General features: G+C 51.1%; 19 protein-coding genes. All 19 read left to right on the forward strand.

Annotated features, from left to right (window positions below):
• Positions 1 to 12: 12 nt before the first annotated feature.
• The 19 genes from BM200_RS14120 to BM200_RS14210 all read left to right on the forward strand — a co-directional run bounded on the left by BM200_RS14120 (position 13) and on the right by BM200_RS14210 (position 20,727).
• On the forward strand, positions 13 to 1,392 hold the full coding sequence (locus tag BM200_RS14120; RefSeq protein ID WP_091186524.1) for an ABC transporter substrate-binding protein: 1,380 nt from the start codon (positions 13 to 15) through the stop codon (positions 1,390 to 1,392).
• Between the two features lie 88 nt (positions 1,393 to 1,480).
• A complete protein-coding gene (locus tag BM200_RS14125) occupies positions 1,481 to 2,374 on the forward strand; it encodes a carbohydrate ABC transporter permease (protein WP_091186526.1) in 894 nt (297 codons plus the stop codon).
• Entirely contained in the window at positions 2,371 to 3,204 is an 834-nt protein-coding gene (locus BM200_RS14130) for a carbohydrate ABC transporter permease (RefSeq protein WP_091186528.1), read from the forward strand. The genes BM200_RS14125 and BM200_RS14130 overlap by 4 nt, the downstream gene beginning before the upstream one ends.
• Complete coding sequence (locus BM200_RS14135; protein ID WP_091186531.1) at positions 3,201 to 6,404, forward strand: glycosyl hydrolase; 3,204 nt, start codon at positions 3,201 to 3,203, stop codon at positions 6,402 to 6,404. The genes BM200_RS14130 and BM200_RS14135 overlap by 4 nt, the downstream gene beginning before the upstream one ends.
• Positions 6,404 to 7,402 carry a glycoside hydrolase family 130 protein gene (locus BM200_RS14140; protein WP_091186533.1) on the forward strand — a complete coding sequence of 333 codons (999 nt, stop codon included), beginning with the start codon at positions 6,404 to 6,406 and terminating at the stop codon, positions 7,400 to 7,402. The genes BM200_RS14135 and BM200_RS14140 overlap by 1 nt, the downstream gene beginning before the upstream one ends.
• 254 nt (positions 7,403 to 7,656) lie before the next feature.
• Complete coding sequence (locus tag BM200_RS14145; RefSeq protein ID WP_091186535.1) at positions 7,657 to 8,274, forward strand: CBS domain-containing protein; 618 nt, start codon at positions 7,657 to 7,659, stop codon at positions 8,272 to 8,274.
• A 6-nt stretch (positions 8,275 to 8,280) separates the two neighbouring features.
• Entirely contained in the window at positions 8,281 to 9,078 is a 798-nt protein-coding gene (locus BM200_RS14150) for a pyruvate, water dikinase regulatory protein (RefSeq protein ID WP_091186537.1), read from the forward strand.
• A gap of 76 nt (positions 9,079 to 9,154) precedes the next feature.
• Positions 9,155 to 10,123: a class II fructose-bisphosphatase gene (gene glpX, locus BM200_RS14155; protein ID WP_091186539.1), complete on the forward strand. Its 969-nt coding sequence runs from the start codon at positions 9,155 to 9,157 to the stop codon at positions 10,121 to 10,123.
• Between the two features lie 25 nt (positions 10,124 to 10,148).
• Positions 10,149 to 10,556, forward strand: coding sequence for a nucleoside-diphosphate kinase (gene ndk / locus BM200_RS14160; RefSeq protein WP_091186541.1), 408 nt, complete (start codon positions 10,149 to 10,151; stop codon positions 10,554 to 10,556).
• Complete coding sequence (gene fsa / locus BM200_RS14165) at positions 10,553 to 11,197, forward strand: fructose-6-phosphate aldolase (protein ID WP_091186544.1); 645 nt, start codon at positions 10,553 to 10,555, stop codon at positions 11,195 to 11,197. The genes ndk and fsa overlap by 4 nt, the downstream gene beginning before the upstream one ends.
• Positions 11,198 to 11,415: 218 nt before the next feature.
• Positions 11,416 to 12,171 carry a YveK family protein gene (locus BM200_RS14170; RefSeq protein ID WP_091186545.1) on the forward strand — a complete coding sequence of 252 codons (756 nt, stop codon included), beginning with the start codon at positions 11,416 to 11,418 and terminating at the stop codon, positions 12,169 to 12,171.
• Positions 12,172 to 12,259: 88 nt separating this feature from the next.
• On the forward strand, positions 12,260 to 13,153 hold the full coding sequence (gene galU, locus BM200_RS14175; RefSeq protein WP_091186548.1) for a UTP--glucose-1-phosphate uridylyltransferase GalU: 894 nt from the start codon (positions 12,260 to 12,262) through the stop codon (positions 13,151 to 13,153).
• A gap of 7 nt (positions 13,154 to 13,160) precedes the next feature.
• A complete protein-coding gene (locus BM200_RS14180) occupies positions 13,161 to 13,850 on the forward strand; it encodes a sugar transferase (protein ID WP_091186550.1) in 690 nt (229 codons plus the stop codon).
• 27 nt (positions 13,851 to 13,877) lie between these two features.
• Positions 13,878 to 15,248 (forward strand): sugar phosphate nucleotidyltransferase, encoded by a 1,371-nt coding sequence (locus BM200_RS14185; RefSeq protein WP_091186553.1) that lies wholly within the window; start codon positions 13,878 to 13,880, stop codon positions 15,246 to 15,248.
• A 38-nt stretch (positions 15,249 to 15,286) separates the two neighbouring features.
• Positions 15,287 to 16,513 carry a nucleotidyltransferase domain-containing protein gene (locus BM200_RS14190; protein ID WP_091186556.1) on the forward strand — a complete coding sequence of 409 codons (1,227 nt, stop codon included), beginning with the start codon at positions 15,287 to 15,289 and terminating at the stop codon, positions 16,511 to 16,513.
• Between the two features lie 160 nt (positions 16,514 to 16,673).
• A complete protein-coding gene (locus BM200_RS14195) occupies positions 16,674 to 17,786 on the forward strand; it encodes a P-loop NTPase family protein (RefSeq protein WP_139230784.1) in 1,113 nt (370 codons plus the stop codon).
• Positions 17,773 to 19,017: a TadA family conjugal transfer-associated ATPase gene (locus tag BM200_RS14200; RefSeq protein WP_091186560.1), complete on the forward strand. Its 1,245-nt coding sequence runs from the start codon at positions 17,773 to 17,775 to the stop codon at positions 19,015 to 19,017. The genes BM200_RS14195 and BM200_RS14200 overlap by 14 nt, the downstream gene beginning before the upstream one ends.
• Complete coding sequence (locus tag BM200_RS14205; protein ID WP_091186563.1) at positions 19,008 to 19,868, forward strand: type II secretion system F family protein; 861 nt, start codon at positions 19,008 to 19,010, stop codon at positions 19,866 to 19,868. The genes BM200_RS14200 and BM200_RS14205 overlap by 10 nt, the downstream gene beginning before the upstream one ends.
• A gap of 10 nt (positions 19,869 to 19,878) precedes the next feature.
• The gene (locus BM200_RS14210) at positions 19,879 to 20,727 is read left to right on the forward strand and encodes a type II secretion system F family protein (RefSeq protein ID WP_091186566.1); all 849 of its coding nucleotides are present in this window, start codon (positions 19,879 to 19,881) and stop codon (positions 20,725 to 20,727) included.
• Positions 20,728 to 20,731 lie beyond the last annotated feature (4 nt).

Below are 20,731 nucleotides of genomic sequence, written 5' to 3' on the forward strand. Positions count from 1 at the left end.
GGAGGGTCATGCATGTTACACGTCAAAAAACCGCTTATGCTTTCCCTGGCACTCGCCATGCTCGCTTTACCTGTCGCGGCATGCGGCAACAACGACAATGGCAATTCGAAACCCAGCCAATCTCCATCGGCAAACACGGCCAGCAACGCGCCGGCCAGCAATGCTTCCGATCCGAAGGAAGAGCAAGAGCCCGTCACCTTAAGCTATCTGACATGGAACTACGCGACGATGGGCAAATCGACCGATGCGTGGATCAAAGGCTTGAAGGATAAATACAACATTACGATTAACATGCAGAATGTACCAAGCGATAACTATCCGGCTGCGTTCAAGACGAAGTACGCGGCGAACGACATGCCTGATCTTGTAATGACGCATGGCATCGACCGCAACCTGTTTATGAGCTTCGAGAAGGTGGCAATCAAACCGGAGGACTTTGTTGATCTGTCCGATCTGCCTGAAATCGCAGACTTCATGCCATCCGTCATTACTGACCGCAAAGAGAATACATCGGGCAAGCTCTACTATGTGCCGGTAACCTCTAACGCACTGGGCGTGTTGTACAACAAGAAGACGTTTACGGACAAAGGTATTACAATCCCAACGAATATCGATGAGTTTACGGCTGTGGCTGATAAGTTCAAGGCGGCAGGCATCCCGCCAATCGAAGCGGCCTTCAAGTCGCTAACTCAGGTGCAGATTATTCCATTCATTGCGTTTGGCCAATACGTGAACGCGAAGGACATGGAGATCCGCAAGAAGCTCGCCGATGGTTCCATGAAGTATAGCGAGATCAAGGAGGATATGACGAAGGTATTGCAGCTTCAGCAAGAATGGAGAGACAAAGGGTACTACCAGGAGGGCATTCTGGGCACGGATCCGAACGTAGCGGCCGAACAGGTCGCGCTTGGCAAAACCGCGATGTTCATTACAGGCACCTGGCAGTTCACGAACATGAAGAACGCAAGTCCGGAAGCGGAAATCGGATATTTCCCTCTGCCGCTTAACGCTGCTGGCGAGAAGACCGTAGTGCCTACAAGCGCCGATAACGGCATGATGATAAGCGCGAATTCCAAGCATGTGGATGCGGCAAAGCTTGCCATGCAGTATTACTTGAGCCCGGAGATTCAGGCACTTGTCGTTGATGATCTGAAAGGTATTCCGACGAGCTCGAAGGTGCAGACAAACGATCCATTCCTGAAGGACGTACAGGATGCGATGGCTGCAGGTATTGTACAGCCGGATTGGCTTGGGTCGAACGGCTATTATTTCCCTTCCGGCTCGACGTTCAACATCGCGCAGAACCTGCAGTCTCTTGTTGCCGACGGAACAACGATTGATCAGTTCATCAGCGATCTGGATGACGCGAATGCTAAAGCGCTAAGTAAATAATACAACAAGCTCCAGGGTGAAAACCGGCGCGTGAGATTAAGAGCGCGCCGGTTTTCCTATACCCGGGGAGAGAAAGGCAGTAGGAGAGATGCAAACAAACCTTCGGCAAAAATGGAAAATAAACGGCATATGGCTCCTATTCGTGCTCCCGGCGTTGCTGTTCTACCTGATTTTCCTGCTCCTTCCGACGTTAAGCGCAACTTATTATTCGCTTACGGATTGGGACGGCGTTACGAGCACGTTTATTGGATTAGACAACTTTCGCGCGATGTTCCAGGATCGCCTGATTCTGGCATCCTTCCGAAACACGCTGCAGTACACGGTATCGATCACGATAGTACAGAATGGCTTAGGGCTGCTTGCCGCACTGCTTCTCGTTCGTGCTTTTCGGGGCGTCAATGCCCTGCGGACGATGTTCTTTATGCCTCATATTTTCAGCGGACTCGTCATGGGTTACGTATGGGGATTCATCCTGGAGCCGAATATCGGTGCCTTGAATAACGTACTCGAATTTCTTCATCTGGACGCTTTGAAGATGAGCTGGCTTGGCGATCCTTCCGTGGCGAGATGGATGATCGTCTTCGTGTCCAGCTGGCAGAATCTCGGTTTTTCGATGGTGATCTATATTGCAGGCTTGCAGGGCGTGCCACGAGATTTGTATGAATACAGCGATGTAGAAGGTGCCTCGAGATGGAGAAAATTCGCGAGCATCACGTTTCCGCTTATCGCTCCTTCGTTCACGATTAACATGATTCTGTGCCTGATCGGCAATTTGAAATTATTTGACCAGATTTACTCGCTTACAGGCGGAGGCCCGGGATTTGCGACGGAATCCATCGCTTCAACTATCTATAAGGTTGGCTTCTACAATGGCATCGAGTGGGGATACGGATCAGCTCTGTCGATTGTCCTGTTCCTCTGCATTCTGCTCTTATCGGTTACGATGGTTACCCTTCTTCGCAGAAGGGAGGTAGAGATGTGAGAAGCTATTTGTCCCGTACAACAGCGATCATCGGCATGGGTCTCTTGTGGCTTGCTGCCCTCATCGAGATTTATCCGATTATACTTGTCGTATTCAGCGCGGTGAAGAGCAAGCCGGAGCTGGCTGTTAATCCGTTTGGATTTCCAAAGGAAATTACATTCCAGTTTTTTGCGACAGCGTACGATACGATGCATTATTTCAGATCAGTCAGCAATACCGTTCTAATCGCTTGTGTATCTGTCGTGCTTAGTGCCGCGATGACTTCCATGGCCGCTTACGCAATCGTCAGGCGGAAGAACCGATTCCATTCGTTCCTGTACATGCTTTTTCTGGCGGGAATGATTATTCCGTTCCAGATGACGATGATTCCGCTGTACAAAATGATGGTCGACCTCGGTCTATATAACTCTTACCACGGCATCATGATGATTTATTTAGCGTTAACCGCTCCATTTTCCGTGTTTTTGCTTGTTGGCTTTATCAAGAGCGTACCGCGTGAGCTGGAGGAAGCAGCTCTCATCGATGGCTGCGGAATCTTCCAGACGTTCTTCCGCATCGTCTTGCCTTTACTCAAGCCGGCGCTAACGACGCTATGCGTGCTTAATCTGTTCTCGGTCTGGAACGATTTCCTCATGCCGGTGCTGTTCCTGCCCGATGACAAGAAGATGACCATTACCGTGCAAATATCGAAATTCCAAGGGATGTACAGTAACGACTGGTCGCTGTTGTTTGCAGGAATCTGCATGATTGTGCTTCCGATGGTTGTGATCTACTTACTGGCACAACGGTTTATCATAAACGGAATTACGGCAGGAGCGATTAAGGGATGATGAACAACAGACGCATGGAAAAGTTTAAGGAGCCGTTGAACGAACATCGGCCTATCGCCTTCTGGGTGTGGAACGATGACCTAACACCGGAGCGTGCCCGGCAGCAGCTCAGAGAACTGGCTTCCCACGGCTTTGGGGGAGCGTTTGCTCACCCGAGACCAGGGCTGACCATTGAATATTTGTCCGAGGCCTGGTTCGAGCTGTGGAGAGCGGCATTGGATGAAGCAAAGGCTCTTGGCCTGCAGCTGTCCATTTACGACGAGAATTCGTATCCTTCCGGCTTTGCAGGAGGACATGTGCCTTCTGAATTGCCGGATTGCCTCGCGAACTGTGTGCATTACACAAGCTACGGCCGGGATCAGCTCGCCGAACTCGGGAGGCATCAGTCGCTGATGCTAACTATCCCTGGTCATCCGATTCGCGCCTTCGCCATGCTTCATGCTGCGGAGCAAGACAGCTGGATCATAGCGCGCGATGTGACGCTGCTTCCCGTTTCGGAATGGGAGCAGCATGGCGATTTCTTCTGGCTGTTCGAGCTTGGAACACCTGAAGCAAACGGCTGGCTTGGCGGTTTCGCTTATGCGGATGTGCTGCGGCCGGAGGTTACGCGCCGCTTCCTGGAGACGACGCATGAGGCTTACCGCGAACGGTTCGGGGAACACTTCGGCAGCGTTATTCCGGCGCTATTTACGGACGAACCGGAAATTTCGCCAGGCAACCTGTTTCAAGACGGGGCGACGTTCCTGCCCTTTACGTATTGGTTTGCAGGCGAGTTCGAGAAGCGCAATGGCTATTCGTTATTCGACTATTTGCCTTGTCTTTTCGAGGAGGCCATATACCCTTTAAAACCAAAGGATCCGCGTCTCGTGCGTTACGATTACTATTGCACGCTGCAGGCGTTATGGACGGACAATTCGGTCCGCCCGATCTCGGAATGGTGCGAGCGCAACAACTTGGCTTATACCGGCCACTATGTGGAGCATAACTGGCCGCATCCGTTTAACCGGTCTTCACCTTCTGTCATGTCGATGTATGAATACATGCATTGGCCGGCTATCGATATGCTGAGGTCCGAGATGCACCGTCCGGATCGCAAGTCGCCGGATAACTCGGCGCATATGCTTGTCTGCATCCGTGAAGCGCAGAGCGCCGCTAATCAATTTGATCGGGACCGCGTGTTATGCGAAGCCTTTGGTGCAGGCGGGTGGGATTCCTCGTTTGAGGATTACAAACGGATCGGAGATTGGCTGTATGCACATGGAATCAATGCCTTAACGCCGCATTTCACACAATCGTCCATCATAGGTGCGCGCAAGCGGGACCATCCGCAATCCTTTGATTGGCGCCAGCCGTGGTGGGAAGAATGGAAGACGCTTGCGGACTATTTTGCTAGAGTGTCATCGATTCTCGCTGAGGGGAAGACCCGTAACCGCATTCTAGTCCTGAATCCGACGACGTCCTCGTATTTGTTCGCGCCAAAGGACTTGGAGTCAAATGATGCCTACAAACTTGGAGTCGAGAGGACACGGGAACTGACGCAGTGGCTGGCTGATCGCGGCTGGGATTTCGACTTTGGAGACGAAACGATTATAGAACGGCATGGATCGGCCGAAGGCGGCAAGTTTGTGATCGCGAATCGGGCGTATGAGGCGGTTATTGTGCCCCCGGCGATGTTGAACATGAAACGCACTACCGTTTCCTTGCTTGAGCAGTTTATGAATATGAACGGATTAACGTTATCCTATGGGGCGATACCGGAAAGGCTGGATGGCGAAGCTTGGCATTCCGAGCAGTTAACCGGACATTTGGGCTGGCTGCAGGCGGACAGCCTCCAAGCACTGGATAATGGTATAAGAAGCCGGCTTTGTCCAACGCTGCTGTGGCGGTCTGGTCGTGCGGAGCATCCCCGGCTCGCTCATCTGCGAAGAGAATTGGACGATGGCAGCATGACGCTGTTTTTTGCGAACAGCTCTATACACGAATTTGAGGATGAGTTGCTCCTTCGGCATGGAGGTCGTATTGAGGTGTTGGATCCTTTCCGTGGAGAGATTACCTCAACCGGGAACGTGACAGAAGACGCGGAAGGACAAAGGCTTACCGCCATACATGTCCGATTACCCGGCTCTGGCTCATTGCTGCTTCGGGTTTATACGGAGGAAGCTGGTTATGCCGAGCCTATCGTCAGCGGCTCTGAAGCTGCTAATTCTAAGTTCACCCATCAACAATTAGAAGGAACTCAACTTATCATAGAGCCTGAAGAAGATAATATCATGCCTATTCTCTATTGCGATTTGACCGTTGGGACGAATACTTATGCTGGAATCAGCGCGCTTCAAGCGGGCCGGTTAGCGTTCGAGCATCACGGGTTTCCATCCAATCCGTGGGATAATGGCATACAGTTCAAGAGACGGCTGCTTGACCGGGAAGAGGATTTTGACAAGCGGACGGGCATCATCGTGGAATACCGCTTCCGCATCGGGTCAAAAGGATTGCCGGATCAGTTAGCTCTAATAGTAGAACGTCCCGAGCTTTACCGTATTTCCGTAAATGGGCTGAAGGTCGAGATCAGGTCCGGCAACAGCAGACTTGATGTGCATATGGGGCAGGCGGATATATCGGCATTGGTGAGGGAAGGAGAGAATGTCATCCAGCTTGAAGGGCGGCCATTTTCTATTCATATGGAGATCGAAGCGGTGTACTTGACGGGCAAATTCAGCGTAATTGATGCTGACGGCCAATGGATTATCGACAGACCATCGACACTGGGAATTGGCTCGTGGAAAAATCAAGGACATCCATTCTATGGCTCGGCGGTCAATTATCGCAAGATAGTGAATGTACCTGCATCGGCTCTTCAGACGACTATTCGTATGAAGGAATGGCGGGGGAGTATTGTAACGGTGCATGTTAACGGAGAAGTTGCGGGAATGCTCGGTCTGGACCGAAGTCAGGAGCTTGATATAACCGACCGGGTCATCCCGGGTGCGGACAACGAGATTATGGTCAGACTGGCGGGCGGTTTCAGGAACCTGCTTGGACCCCATTTCGATCCTTCCAAACCGCGAAATGTTGCCTGGCCTTCCTTCTGGAAGCGCACGCCGGCTTATGGTCCGCCGCTGGCGGAAGGATTTGATTTGATCGATTATGGATTGATGATGGACTTCGAGGTGGAAGTCGCAACGAAGGAGACGATCGAGTAATGTATATACCCGCAGCAGAGCTATTCAAATCCAGCTCTTTTATTCATCGGCACGCGAGCAATCCGATTCTCAGTGCCGGCAATGTTCCGTATCCGACGGCACTGACGTTTAATGCCGGCGTGACCAAGTTCAATGGGAAATACGTGATGGTATTCCGTAACGATTATGGCTCCGTGGAAGAACAAAGTCTTGCCCCTCATTCGACGACCGATCTTGGCATTGCCTACAGCTCCGATGGCATCCGCTGGGAAGTCGGAACGAAGCCAATCTTTAGGCTGCACGATGAAGAGATTATTCGGGCTTATGATCCGAGACTCACGGTTCTGGACGGCCGCTGCTATATGTGCTTTGCAGTTGATACAAAGCATGGCATAAGGGGTGGTATCGCTGTAACGGACGATTTCGAGCGGTTCGAAATTCTGAGCCTGTCTACGCCGGATCTTCGCAACATGGTATTGTTTCCGGAGAAGATCGGGGGGAAATATGTGCGGCTGGAGAGACCGTTTACCATCTACAGCCGTGGAGGCGTAGACCGGTTTGATACATGGGTCTCCGAATCACCGGATCTGAAGCATTGGGGCGGCTCGGAATTATTGCTGGCGGTTGAGCATGTTCCATTCGCCAACGACAAGGTGGGACCGGCAGCGCCTCCCATATGGACGAGCCGGGGCTGGCTTACAACGTTCCACGCTGTTGATATCGATCAGGCAAGAGGCAAGAACGGCTGGGAGCCCTCCTGGAAGAAACGGTATACAGCGGGTATTATGCTGCTCGATCTCCATCATCCAAGCCGAATCGTTGGCATGAGCAGAACGCCTCTCCTGTCGCCGGAAGCGAGCTATGAGGTGGAGGGAGGCTTCCGCAACGACGTGATTTTCCCCGGCGGGATGATTCTAGAAGAAACAGGCGAGGTCAAAATCTATTATGGTGCCGCTGACACCACCGTATGTCTAGCAACGGCCGATGTGAATGATCTCGTTCAGCTGTGCCTGGAATAATAGGCCTAATATTGAAGAAGAAGAGAAGACAGCTTCTCCGATAACATCGGGGAGGCTGTCTTTCATATTGTCTCATGTATGATGGCTTATCGCCCATAAATAGAGCACAATTAAAACATGAGCGAACATATATTGTGTCTTAAATATATATGTGTTATATTATTTCCGAATAATGATGGATATATAGGTAAATATGTGTAATAAAAAGGATGAGAGGGTGAATCGTTATCCAGCTATCGAATCGCCAGCTAGAACTGCTAGAGCTAGTTAAAAAGCATGCGCCCATTACAGGGGAACAGCTTGCGGAATATATGGGCGTCAGCCGTCCGACGCTGCGGTCGGACTTGTCGCTGCTTGTGATGCTGAACCTTCTGGATGCGAAGCCGAAGGTTGGGTATTTTCTCGGCGAAGCTTACCGTGCAACCGATGATACGGCAGCGCGGCAGCGCTTCGACAATATCAAGGTACAGGAGATTCAAGGGGTTCCGGTCAATATCCCGGAGATGTTGTCCGTCCATGATGCGGTCATCACGTTGTTCACCGAAAACGCCAATACGCTGCTGGTCGTTAATGAACAGAAGAAGCTCGCAGGTATCGTGACGCCAAAGGATCTGCTCAAAATGACGCTCGGAAACGCCGGTGCCGTGTCCGTTCCGGTCAGCATGGTCATGACGCGTTACCCGAATATCGTCACGCTTGTTCCTGAAGAATCCGTTTCGGATGCGATTCGAAAGATGATGCTCCATCAAGTTGACTGCCTGCCGGTCATTGTACCTGGAGAAGGCGGACCGGATATTAGCGGATGGGTATCGAAATCGAACATTATCCGGCTTATGTCGGATATTGCAACAGCTGCGGAACTGGGGGATTAGGAGCATATGTCAGAGCAAATCATCTACGTTTGTTCAGATGCGGTAGGGGAGACCGCGGAGGCCGTCGCGAAAGCGACACTGCGGCAATTCGCATCCGATCATGTCAAAATTAAACGGTTTGGCCATGTGAAGACCGAAGAGGAAGTTATCCAGATTGTCGCGGAAGCGGCCAGAACCGGAGGCTTTATCAGCTATACGCTTGTTCAGCCGGAGCTGCGCGAGCTGATGAAGGAGGAGTCCTTCCGCTGGGGAGTAAGAGCGGTCGATGTGATGGGCCCGATGATGCAGGCGTTTGTAGATACGTTCGGCAGCTCGCCGAAGCGCAAGCCGGGACTGCTTCATTCTATCGATGATGATTATTACCGCCGGATGGATGCTATTGAATTTGCGGTCAAATATGACGACGGCAAAGACGCCCGAGGGCTGATGCAGGCCCAGGTCGTCCTGATTGGCGTATCACGCACCTCCAAGACACCGCTGAGCATCTTCCTGTCCCATAAAGGCATTAAGACGGCAAATCTGCCGTTAATGCCGGAGGTAAGACCGCCTGCGGAGCTGGTGCCGGCACCTGGCAGACTTATTGTCGGGCTTACGATGCAGCCGGAGCATTTGCTGCACATTCGGACCGAGCGCCTTAAGACGCTTGGTCTCCCGGAGTCCGCGCAATATGCTTCAAAGGAGCGCATTATGGAAGAGCTGGCCTATGCATCCAGCGTGATGGAGGCATTAGGCTGCCCGGTTATAGATGTTACGAATCGGGCGATTGAAGAGACAGCAGGACTTATTATTGAGCAATTATCTTGATTATCCATAACAAAAAAAGCGCCGCCAACGTATTTATTGCATAAAAATGGCAATACGTATGAGAGGATGCCCAATTATGTTAGAACGCGAATTGTCTTTAGAGCTTGTTCGAGTCACGGAACTTGCGGCGCTTGCCGCCTCCCCTTGGATGGGCCGGGGAGACAAGAACAGCGCCGACGGCGCAGCAACCGAAGCGATGCGGAGCATGTTTGATACGGTATCAATCCGTGGTACGGTAGTAATAGGTGAAGGCGAGATGGATGAAGCACCGATGCTTTACATCGGTGAACAGGTTGGCAGCATGTTAGGGCCGGAGGTCGATGTGGCAGTAGATCCGCTCGAAGGGACGGAGATTGTTGCCAGAGGCCTGAACAATGCGATGGCTGTACTTGCCGTTGCGGGAAAAGGCCAGCTCCTTCACGCGCCAGACATGTATATGGAGAAATTGGCGGTTGGTCCGGAATTGGCGGGCAAGCTGTCGCTGAAGGACCCGATACGCATTACGCTGGAAAAGGCGGCACTTGCGTTAGATAAGCCGATCACGGACCTGACTGTTATGATCCTGGACCGCGAACGCCATGCGGATATGACCCGCGAGCTGAGAGAAGCAGGTGTCCGCATCAAGTTTTTATCGGATGGGGACGTTGCGGGAGCGCTTGCGCCTTCTTTTCCGGAAGCGGGCATCGATCTGTATGTAGGCTCGGGCGGGGCGCCAGAAGGCGTGCTTGCGGCAGCCGCGCTTAAATGCCTGGGCGGCGAGATTCAAGGCAGGCTGATGCCTGAAAGCGAGGAGCAGTTTGAACGCTGCGTGTCTATGGGGCTGACGGATCCTCGCAAAATATTGGCGATTAACGACATGGTAGGCACCGGAGACGTGATCTTCGCAGCAACCGGCGTAACGCCCGGTGAATTCCTCGGCGGAGTTCGGTATATGCCGGACCAGCGGGCGGAGACCCATTCGATGGTGATGCGGGCGCAGACCCGTACCGTGCGGTACGTGAAGTCGCTGCATCATCTGCCGAACAAACCTCTTTTGCGCAAATAAACTAGGAATGAAAGAAGGAATGGGAATGGAACGAACCTTTGTCATGGTAAAGCCCGATGGTGTGAAACGTGGATTAATTGGCAGCATAGTAGCAAGATTCGAGCACAAAGGCTTTAAGCTCATACAGGCGAGGCTGATCGAGATCGATACGCCTTTGGCAGAGCGCCATTACAGCGAACACGCGGAGAAGCCGTTCTTCGGCGAACTTGTCGAGTTCATTACTTCCGGTCCTTCTTTCGCCATGGTCTGGGAAGGCCCTGGCGCGGTTAAAAATGCCCGTGCGTTAATCGGTCGAACGAACCCGTCGGATGCTGATGCCGGTACAATTCGCGGAGATTTTGCGCTAAGCGTGGAGAGCAATATCGTGCACGGCTCCGATTCTGTAGAAAGCGCGGAACGCGAGATTCAGATGTTTTTTGGCGGGCAACTATGAAGTTTTTCCTGGATACGGCCAATATCGAGGAAATAAAACGGATTGCAAGGCTGGGCCTTGTCGACGGAGTAACGACCAATCCTTCTCTGATCGCGAAGGAAGGACGCGATTTCAAAGAAGTGATTCAGGAAATTGCCGGCTTTGTCCATGGTCCGATCAGTGCGGAGGTTATTGGGACATCGTCGGATGAGATGCTGATCGAAGCCTTTGATATTGCAGAATGGGCTCCAAACATTGTGGTTAAGCTGCCGATGACCGAAGACGGTTTGTATGCGACGCGTGCCTTATCGGAGAAAGGCATTAAGACGAATGTCACGCTTATCTTTACGGCTGCTCAAGGCTTGATGGCTGCCAAAGCCGGTGCAACCTATATTAGTCCTTTTGTCGGACGTCTGGATGATATTGGTTCGGACGGTATGGAACTAATCAAGGATCTCCGGACGATTCTTCACAATTACGGGATGCATGCGGAAATCATTGCGGCAAGCATCCGCCATATCGGCCATGTCGAGCAGGCTGCACTGGCCGGGGCTCATATCGCCACGATTCCAGGCTCTCTTCTTCCGTCCCTCTGGAAGCATCCTCTCACCGATGCAGGAATTGCGAAATTCCTGAGTGATTGGAGCGATAGAAAGCTATAAGCCAGCTTATTCATCTAGTATTTAACCTCATGCATCGGGAAACCGCTTGCATGAGGTTTTTCTTTTTTTCAGTCTAAACCTATCATTACAAACTGTATCGGGGTTATGAAAATAAATGAAAAAAGCATTGACACGATACGTTTCGTATCTTAAAGTATTAATACATAAGAGATACGATATGTATCACAAGACCTAGTATTGCTGCAGGAGGGAAGCGCGTGGAGCTAAAGCAGTATGTCCATATTGTGTGGAAGAAATGGTGGTTAGTTGCTGCCGTCGTCATTGTCGCTGTTATTGCAACAGGAATTAAAAGCTTCTTTTTTACCACCCCGATCTATCAAGCGAAAGCTACTCTCATCGTCAATCAATCTCCGCAGCAAGCAGGCGTAGAAACACTGAATCTTGGATTATTGCAATCCAACGTCATGTTGATCAATTCCTATAAAAAAATCGTTGAATCTGCATTCATAATGGATAAAGTGGTGGAGCAGAATGCAAGCCTGGGAGTAACCTCGGATCAGCTATCCTCCAAAGTCACGGTCACCTCCGCGGATGACTCGCAAGTCATGGAAATTATGTACACAGGCTCCTCCTATAAACAAGCGGCTCAAATCGTAAACGCGGTCTCCGGAGTATTCCAAGCGCAAATCCCCAACATCATGCAGGTCGATAATGTCACTATCCTAGACAAGGCCAACGAGAACGATAAGCCTGTGCCGGTTAATAACAGTCCAATTCTAAATATAATAATCAGTTTTATCGTATCGCTCATGCTGGCCGTCGGCATCATTTTCCTGCTGGATTATTTGGATGACACCATAAAGAGCGAATCCGAAATGCTGCAGACTCTAGATGTGCCAGTACTCGCCATGATTAATAAGATCAATAAGCATGATCTTGGTACGGACAATAAACCGTCCATTATGATGAAAAAGGACCTTAATGAAACGAAATTCGCCACTATTAATCAGTGATGCTTCTACGGTTTGGCAGCCCTAGGCGTTTAGTCGGGGCTTGTAATTTATAGAGAAACTATATTGGATAGGTGAGGGTGAGAGTGTAATGAACAAGGTGAAAAAGGCTATTATTCCTGCCGCCGGACTCGGAACCCGGTTCCTGCCGGCAACAAAAGCGATGCCAAAAGAAATGCTGCCCATCGTCGACAAGCCAACCATTCAGTACATTGTGGAAGAAGCGATTGCATCTGGTATCGAGGACATTATCATCGTCACAGGTAAAGGAAAGAGAGCCATTGAAGATCATTTCGACCATGCCTTCGAGCTGGAGCACAATCTGTTCAGCAAAGGCAAGTTTGAACTGCTGGATGAGGTTCGCCGCTCCTCGAACGTTGATATCCATTATATCCGGCAAAAAGAAGCAAGAGGATTAGGCCATGCCGTCTGGTGCGCTCGTAATTTTATCGGCAATGAACCGTTTGCTGTTCTTCTTGGCGATGACATTGTACAGTCGCCGGTCCCTTGCGTGAGGCAATTAATTGAGCAATACGAGCGGACAGACCGCTCTGTTATCGGTGTGCAGACCGTCAGAGACGATCAGACGGACCGGTATGGAATTGTAGACCCTCTTGAAAAACTCGACCGGCTTTACCAGGTAAAGCGATTTGTAGAAAAACCAAATAAAGGGCAGGCCCCTTCCAATCTGGCCATTATGGGACGGTATATTCTTACTCCGGAAATTTTTGATTTCCTCGAGCATCAAGAGGAAGGTGCCGGGGGAGAAATTCAACTGACGGATGCCATTCAGAAGTTAAATGAGTATCAAGGTGTTTATGCCTACGATTTCGAAGGGATCCGTTATGATGTCGGCGAGAAGCTTGGCTTCATCACGACTACGATTGATTTTGCCCTGCGAAATGATGAATTGCGAATTCCTCTGCTTGCCGCTATGGAAGAAATGATGACGCGCGAGCAGTCCAATAAGATCAGGTTGAGGTGATAGTAATATGGCTCCGACTCCTCAGCGCAATGATCTCGAAACGTCCTTTGATGCTGCAACCCTATATACTGCTTACAAGCGTCGGTCTCTTCGTCTTTATTTAATGGGCAAGCGCGGATTTGACCTGATTGCCGCTATGGCAGGGCTCATTCTGCTCACCCCGCTTTTTCTTCTTGTTGCTTTATTAATCAAGCTGGAGAGCCCGAAAGGCTCTGTCTTTTTCTATCAAAACCGGGTAGGGCGTAACGAACAGACCTTTAAAATGTTCAAATTTCGTTCCATGGTTGATAACGCGGAGGAGATGCTTGAGAGCCTGCTGAGTCACAATGAAATCGAAGGCGCCATGTTCAAGATGAAGAAGGATCCCCGAATTACAAAGGTAGGCAAATTTATCCGCAAAACGAGCATTGATGAGCTTCCCCAATTGTGGAACGTCATCCGCGGCGATATGTCGCTTGTAGGTCCTCGTCCGGCCTTGCCCCGTGAGGTACAGGAGTACAGCAGCTACGACAAGCTTCGCCTTAAGGTGCAGCCGGGCTGCACGGGCCTATGGCAGGTCAGCGGACGCAACGAGCTCAGCTTTAATGAAATGGTAGAGCTGGACTTGAAGTATATCGAGGAGCGGGGATTTCTGCTTGATCTGAAGCTGGTTCTGCTCACCGTAAAGGTCATGTTCGGCTCCAAAAACGCTTATTAGAGAGAGAGCGAAATGGAGGAGTCTGGAATGAAGCTTGTACTGTTATCCGGCGGCTCGGGGAAGAGGCTATGGCCTCTTTCCAATGATGCACGCTCGAAGCAATTTCTGAAGGTGCTCGAGGATGAGCAACACCAGCTTGTATCCATGGTGCAGCGGGTATGGGGGCAAATTGCGGAGCGGGGACTTGCTGATTGCAGCTATATTGCTACCGGCAAATCACAAATTGAGATGATGCATAATCAGATCGGCCGCCATGTTCCTTTAATTATTGAGCCCGAGCGCAGGGATACGTTTGCGGCGATTGCTTTAACTGCCGCTTATCTCTATTCGGAGCAAGAGACGAGTCTGGATGAAGTGATTGCGATTCTGCCGGTTGATCCTTATGTCGAAAGCCGTTTTTTTGACGAAGTGAAGCAGTTGGAGACGGTGCTGAGGGATTCGGATGCCAACCTGGCATTAATCGGAGTGAGACCTACTTATCCCTCCTCGAAATATGGTTACATTGTACCTTCGGTACACTCGGGAGAGTCCGGTTACCGCAAGGTGAACCGATTTGAAGAGAAACCATCGGAGGAACGTGCGGCTCAGCTGATTGAGCAGCATGATGCGCTCTGGAACTGCGGCGTATTTGCGTTCAAGCTTGGTTTTCTTATCGGGCTGTTGGAGGAGAAGGGGCTGCCTCGCCATTATAAGGAGTTAGTCCGGTCGTATCATACCCTTCCTAAGGTCAGCTTCGACTACGAAGTGGTCGAGCGGACGGAACAGATCATAGTCCGTCCGTATGAAGGTTACTGGAAGGACCTTGGTACCTGGAATACGTTGACGGAAGAGATGGGCAATCATCTGATCGGCAAAGGCATGATCAGCGAGGACAGTATAAATACCAATCTTATTAATGAAATTGATATCCCGGTCTCCATTCTCGGTTTGTCCAATGTGGTTGTAGCTGTCAGCCCCGACGGGATTCTGGTCGCGGACAAAAGCGCCAGTCCGAGGGTGAAGGACTTTATCAACTATAATCAGGGTCCGATGTTCGAAGAGCGGAGCTGGGGCTGGGCACGGATTCTGGATGATCAGCGTTACGATGACGGCCGCGCTGTTGTGACGAAGCGGGTAGGGATACTCGAGGGACGCAACATCAGTTATCAGCTGCATATTAACCGGGAAGAAGTATGGACGATCGTAAAAGGTGAGGGCGAGTTCATACAAAACGGCAATTATATGCGGGTGAAGGCAGGCAATGTGCTTCATATCCCGATGAAGACGCTGCACAGTATCCGGGCGGTGTCCGAGCTTGAAATTATCATCGTACAGTCAGGCAACGGGGAAGAGGACAGCCGGATTGTAGAGCTTTACAATACCTGGGAAGAAGTCGAGGAGCATTGTACAAATATGTAGGCAAATAAACAAAGGCGCATTCGTCTCCTAAGGAGGCAATGCGCCTTTCTATCCTGGTTAACTCGCAGAAATATGATAAATGGCAGGGTGCTGAGGCGATTAACAGCAAGGGGAGAATAATGATGATCCGTTCTGAGGTGCTTAATGTAAGCTCTTTTTCAAATGAACTGCAGTTCTTGCTGCGGCTGCTGCGCAGTGATTATAAGCTGGAAGTGGAAGAAGCCGTGCAGCTTGCAGAGGAAATTGACTGGCAGCTGTTTCTTCGGTTTGCCGTTTATCATCAGACCCATCCTGTCTTGTATCCTTTGCTCGTGCAGTTAAATGCCAAGCTGCAGTGGACGCCGGATCACGTGATGTCCAGGCTAAGAGATCTTTGTTCACGGAATACACTCCTCATGCACCAATTGCACGAGGAGATGGGGCGTATTAACGGAATGATGGAAAAACAAGGCATTCGTCCGCTGTTTCTCAAGGGGCCGGTTCTTGCCGCTCTGCTGTATGGAGACTTGTCCGGACGTACCTCCGGTAATTTGGATATTCTGGTTGCCAGACAGGATTGGGATAGGAGTGTGCAGCAATTGCTGTCTGCCGGGTATATGATGGCGAAGCAGTATGGAGTGGATAATGTATTAAATTATACCGAGCGAAATACCCATCATCTCGTCTATATCCATCCGGATAAAAACATAGAAGTAGAGCTTCATTGGAAACTCAATCCGAATACGGAAATGGAGCCTTCTTTCGCAGAGTTGTGGGCGCGCAGGCAAGCCAGCTCCTTCCCAAAATCCATATATACGCTGGGCAATGAAGATTTGCTGGTGTATTTAATTTTGCACGGAACGAGGCATGGCTGGTCATCCCTTAAGTGGCTTCTTGATATTGACAGGATGATGGGCCGGTTTCTGAATTGGAACCGGGCAAATCAGTTATTCGAGGAGAGCGGGAGCAGGCAGTTTGGAGGAGAGGCTTTTTTGTTAGCAACGCAATTGCTCGGAACCTTGCTGCCGGAGGAAGCACATGTAATGACACTGGAGCCAAAGGCCAGGCGGCTGGCGCATATGGTTCTTCCTTTTATCCGTGAGGAGCTGAGCTTGTACCCGAAGCCCGAGCGCAAGGAAATTGCGGTTCTCTTCAACCGTTATTTGCTGGCGACGATGAACTGCAGGCAAAAGCTGCTTTATATCATGTACAAGCTTTATCCGAGCTCTAAAGATTTCTGGCGGCAAGTGAAGCGGCAGACGCCCAAGGAGAAGGCCTCCTCATGAAAAAATCTAGTTGACGCGCATTTGGATGAAGTGGTAATATTTGTACATTACAAATTGAATCGGCAAATGTACGGAAGCACCGTAGAAGGCCGCAGGTAAACTGCGCCTTTTATGGTGCTTTTTTTGCGTTTGCCGGATGAAGAAAGGCAGGAGCAGGCAGGTGAGGCATCAATTAGTGATTGCAGTCAAGGAGCGGGATTATGTGAAACGGCTTGCCGATTATGTTCGGGATAGTCCATTCAGCGAGCAGTGGCAGCTGACGGCATTTACTCATGCGGAGGCATTTGTGCAATTTTTGAAGTCCGGTTATCCGGTTCACGGGATCTCCGCACAGCCAAGCATGCTGGAGGCCGCTGCTGAAGTATTGCCGGAGGGGGTCCCGGTTGCAGCGCTGGTCACGGCTCTGGGGCAGTTCCCGGACTATCACGAATTGCTTCAATTCCAATCGCTCCCGGCGCTGCTGCAAGGAATGGCTTCCCTGATGGTACCGGCTTCACAGCAGGCTGCAAGAGAGCAGGCTGCCCAAGTGATAACCGTCTATTCGGCATCCGGAGGTGTCGGGAAAACAACGTTGGCCAGACAGCTCATACAAACAGCCTCGAGTAACGGTGAGCGCGTATTTTATTTGAATCTGGAACGCTGGAATACCGTTGATGCCTGGCTGGAAGCCGGAGCAGCTCTCGGGGATGAAGGCTTATCTCAGCTGCTTTATACGCTGCAGTCGCATCCTGACAAGGTCAACGATTGGCTTGCACGGCACTGTAAGCGGCATGCGCTGTTACGCGCGGATTATATTCTGCCGTGCTCAAATCCGGAAGACCGGATGACACTTCATGCCGCTGATGCTGAAGCTATTATTCGAGCGATTGCCGCAACGGGTCACTATGATCGCATTGTGATCGATCTGGATGAAGGGCTTGATGAGCTGCATTTGGCGGTATTGGAGCAGAGCAATCAGATTATTTGGCTTGTGACGGAGGATCCGGCTATTCAGCGCAAAAGCCAGTTAGCCTTTCAATACGGCAGGCAGCGGTTTGGGGAGAGGTTCAGGTCTCTGGATCACCGCCTACTTATGGTTGTAAACCGCAGTGATGGCCAGTTCCATACAGGACGCAGCACATTTAAGCCGGCTTTTGCCGTGCTTCCTGATACAGGTACTGCCGGCAGAGGGGCTTCATCTGCTCTGGCATCGCCTCCGTATATGGCGGCTGTTGAGCGGTTGTTCCAGCAGTTGGTGAAGGAGGAAGGAGGAATTACGATTGCTACCGGATGAATCGGTTCTCGAGCTGAAAAACCGGATCAAAGAGCAGCTCGATTACAACGGCTCCGTTACGGACGAGCAGCTTACGGCCATTGTGGAGAAGACCGTATTTGCTTGGAGCAAGAGCTATCCGCTGACCGCAACGGAGCTGGCGTCACTTGTACGGCGGCTGTTTCACTCCTTTAGGGGACTCGATATTTTACAGCCGCTTATGGATGACTCAACGGTTACGGAAGTGATGATTAATAATCACTCGGAGATTTTTGTCGAGCGCAACGGGCATCTTAGCCAACTTCCCGTTGCCTTTGAGAGCAAGGAGCGGCTGGAGGATCTGATTCAGTCGATAGTTGCGAGCGTGAACCGCGTTGTTAATGAATCGTCTCCCATTGTAGATGCGCGACTCAAAGACGGCTCCCGCGTTCATATCGTCCTCCCTCCAGTTGCGCTGCGGGGACCGGCGATGACGATTCGTAAATTTCCGGAGCGGCCGCTGACGATGGACGAGCTGGTCGCGAAAGGGGCTTTAACACGGGAAGCGGCCGTTTTTTTGCAGCTGCTGACGAGGGCGCAATACAACATTTTTATTAGCGGCGGAACAGGGACGGGGAAGACCACCTTTCTGAATGCCTTATCCCAGTACATTCCCCGCGATGAACGTCTTGTTACGATTGAAGATTCCGCGGAGCTTCAAATCCGGAATGTTCCTAACCTCGTATCGCTCGAGACGCGTAATGCGAATACAGAAGGCAAGGGAGAGATTGCGATCCGCGATCTGATCCGCGCTTCACTTCGGATGAGGCCTAACCGGATCATCGTTGGAGAGGTGCGGGGCGGCGAAGCGCTGGATATGCTGGCGGCCATGAACACCGGCCATGCGGGAAGCATGTCCACGGGCCACAGTAATGGCCCGCGGGACATGATGTCTAGGCTCGAGACAATGGTGATGAGTGCGGCGGAGATGCCTGTTCCGGTTATCCGTAAGCAGATCGCGTCAGCGCTGGATATTATAATCCATTTGTCCCGCTTTAGAGACCGTTCCCGCCGCGTTACAGAAATTTGCGAGGTCGTTGGGATGGAAGAGGGAGAGATTGTTGTCCGGCCGCTCTTCCAATTCGAAGAAGAGGGGGAGGAAGACGGAAGAGTGATCGGAACGCTCAAGCGCACGGGTTATAAGCTTCAGCATGCCGACAAGCTGAGCATGGCCGGAATTCATCTTACGGAGGAGGATGTCTTATGCCTGTGATGCGGACAACTCCTCTGGCTGCAAGATTACGTGCAATGCTTGAATGGTGCGGATGGGATTCTTCCTTCCGGGCAGGCGTTCAGCGAAGCTCGCCAAATACGGTGAAGGCATTGCAGGATTATAACCAGTACCGTTTGTCCTACGGGCAGTTCATGGGATCTGCTGCAGCAGGCTGCCTTATTATATTTGCCGCCATTTATCTCGTCTATCATTCGTTTACCGTATCCTTATTGCTCGCTATAGCGGGATTGGCCGCACCAAGATTGTACAAGTCTTCTTTGCTGATCCGCCGGAAGGAGCGGCTGCAGCTGCAATTCAAGGAGGCGCTGTATTCGCTTGCTTCCTCCCTTGCAGCAGGCCGTTCGGTGGAGAACGCATTTCTTGCTGCGATTGATGATTTAAAAATGCTGTACCCGGATCCAAATACGGAGCTGCTGCTGGAATTTCAGATTATCAGGCACCGCCTGGATAATGCCGAACCGCTTGAGCAGGCGCTGCGCAGCTTGGCGAGGCGTGCCCATCTTGACGATATAACACAATTTGCGGATGTGTTTGCGGTATGCAAACGATCCGGCGGTGATCTGGTCGAGGTGATGAAACGAACCTCGCAGACGATAGGGGAGAAGCTTGAGGTCAAACAGGAAATCTCCGTCCTGCTTGCGCAGAAACGTTTTGAAGCCCGGATCATGATAGCCGTTCCCTTTGCCTTCCTTGGCTTCTTGAGTGCATTTGCCCCTGATTATATGAAGCCGCTGTACGGAGGAGCCGGCTATGTGCTGCTGACCATTGGCCTGGCTGTACTCGCTTTTTGTTTTTGGCTGATTCATCGAATTATGCAAATTCGCGTTTAGGAGGAGTGGAATGGCTGTTCTTGTACTGCTGCTGGCTCTGTTCTGGGCGCTGCTCATAGGCAAAGACGGTCTGGCGCAGCTTCAGAAGAGGGAAAAGCCGGATTGGAAGGGGCTATTATTGATCAAACCTTTTGACCTGCTGCTTGAACGCAGCAAGTTTTATGAGTATCTGCAGCTTCCGCTAAGCAGTTATCACTCGAAGCAGATTTTACTGAAGGGAACGGACTGGCAGCTCAATCAAACGAGGCTGCATATTGCGGAAACCACGGGCTATGGTTATGCCGTTCTGGCCGGCTGCTCTCTGCTTGCTGTTCTCGCAAAGGAACCGGTCCTGATAGGCATGGGAGTACTGCTTGGTGTGCTGCTTCCCGTGCGTCCTTTTATGGAAGCCGGGCGGATGGTCGAGCGGAGAAAGCAGGCGATAATCTCCGAGCTGCCGGAAGCGTTGAGCAAGCTGATGCTGCTTGTTGGCGCAGGAGAGCCGGTGCTGCAAGCCTTCTCCCGCTGCCTGGAAGGCAAGGATCCGGCCGTTCAGCCTTTATATAAAGAATGGGAGAGGGTAGTCATTTCCCTAAGGAATGGTGAATCTTTCAGTACGGCAATTGAGCGGTTTAACCGATGCTGTGCCGTGCAGGAGGTATCTATTTTTACAACGGTTATGCTGCTTAATTACCGCAGGGGCGGCGATCAATTTGTTCTTGCGTTACGGGAAATATCCTACTCGCTGTGGGAGAAACGCAAAGCCGTTGCCCGTTCCCTCGGCGAGGAGGCTTCCTCCAAGCTTGTGTTTCCGCTGGTAGGCATATTGCTGGTGTTAATGGTATTTGTAGCTGCGCCGGCGATGCTGCTCATGTCTTGATCTT

This window comes from Paenibacillus catalpae, from assembly GCF_900112695.1.
Classification (GTDB): domain Bacteria; phylum Bacillota; class Bacilli; order Paenibacillales; family Paenibacillaceae; genus Pristimantibacillus; species Pristimantibacillus catalpae.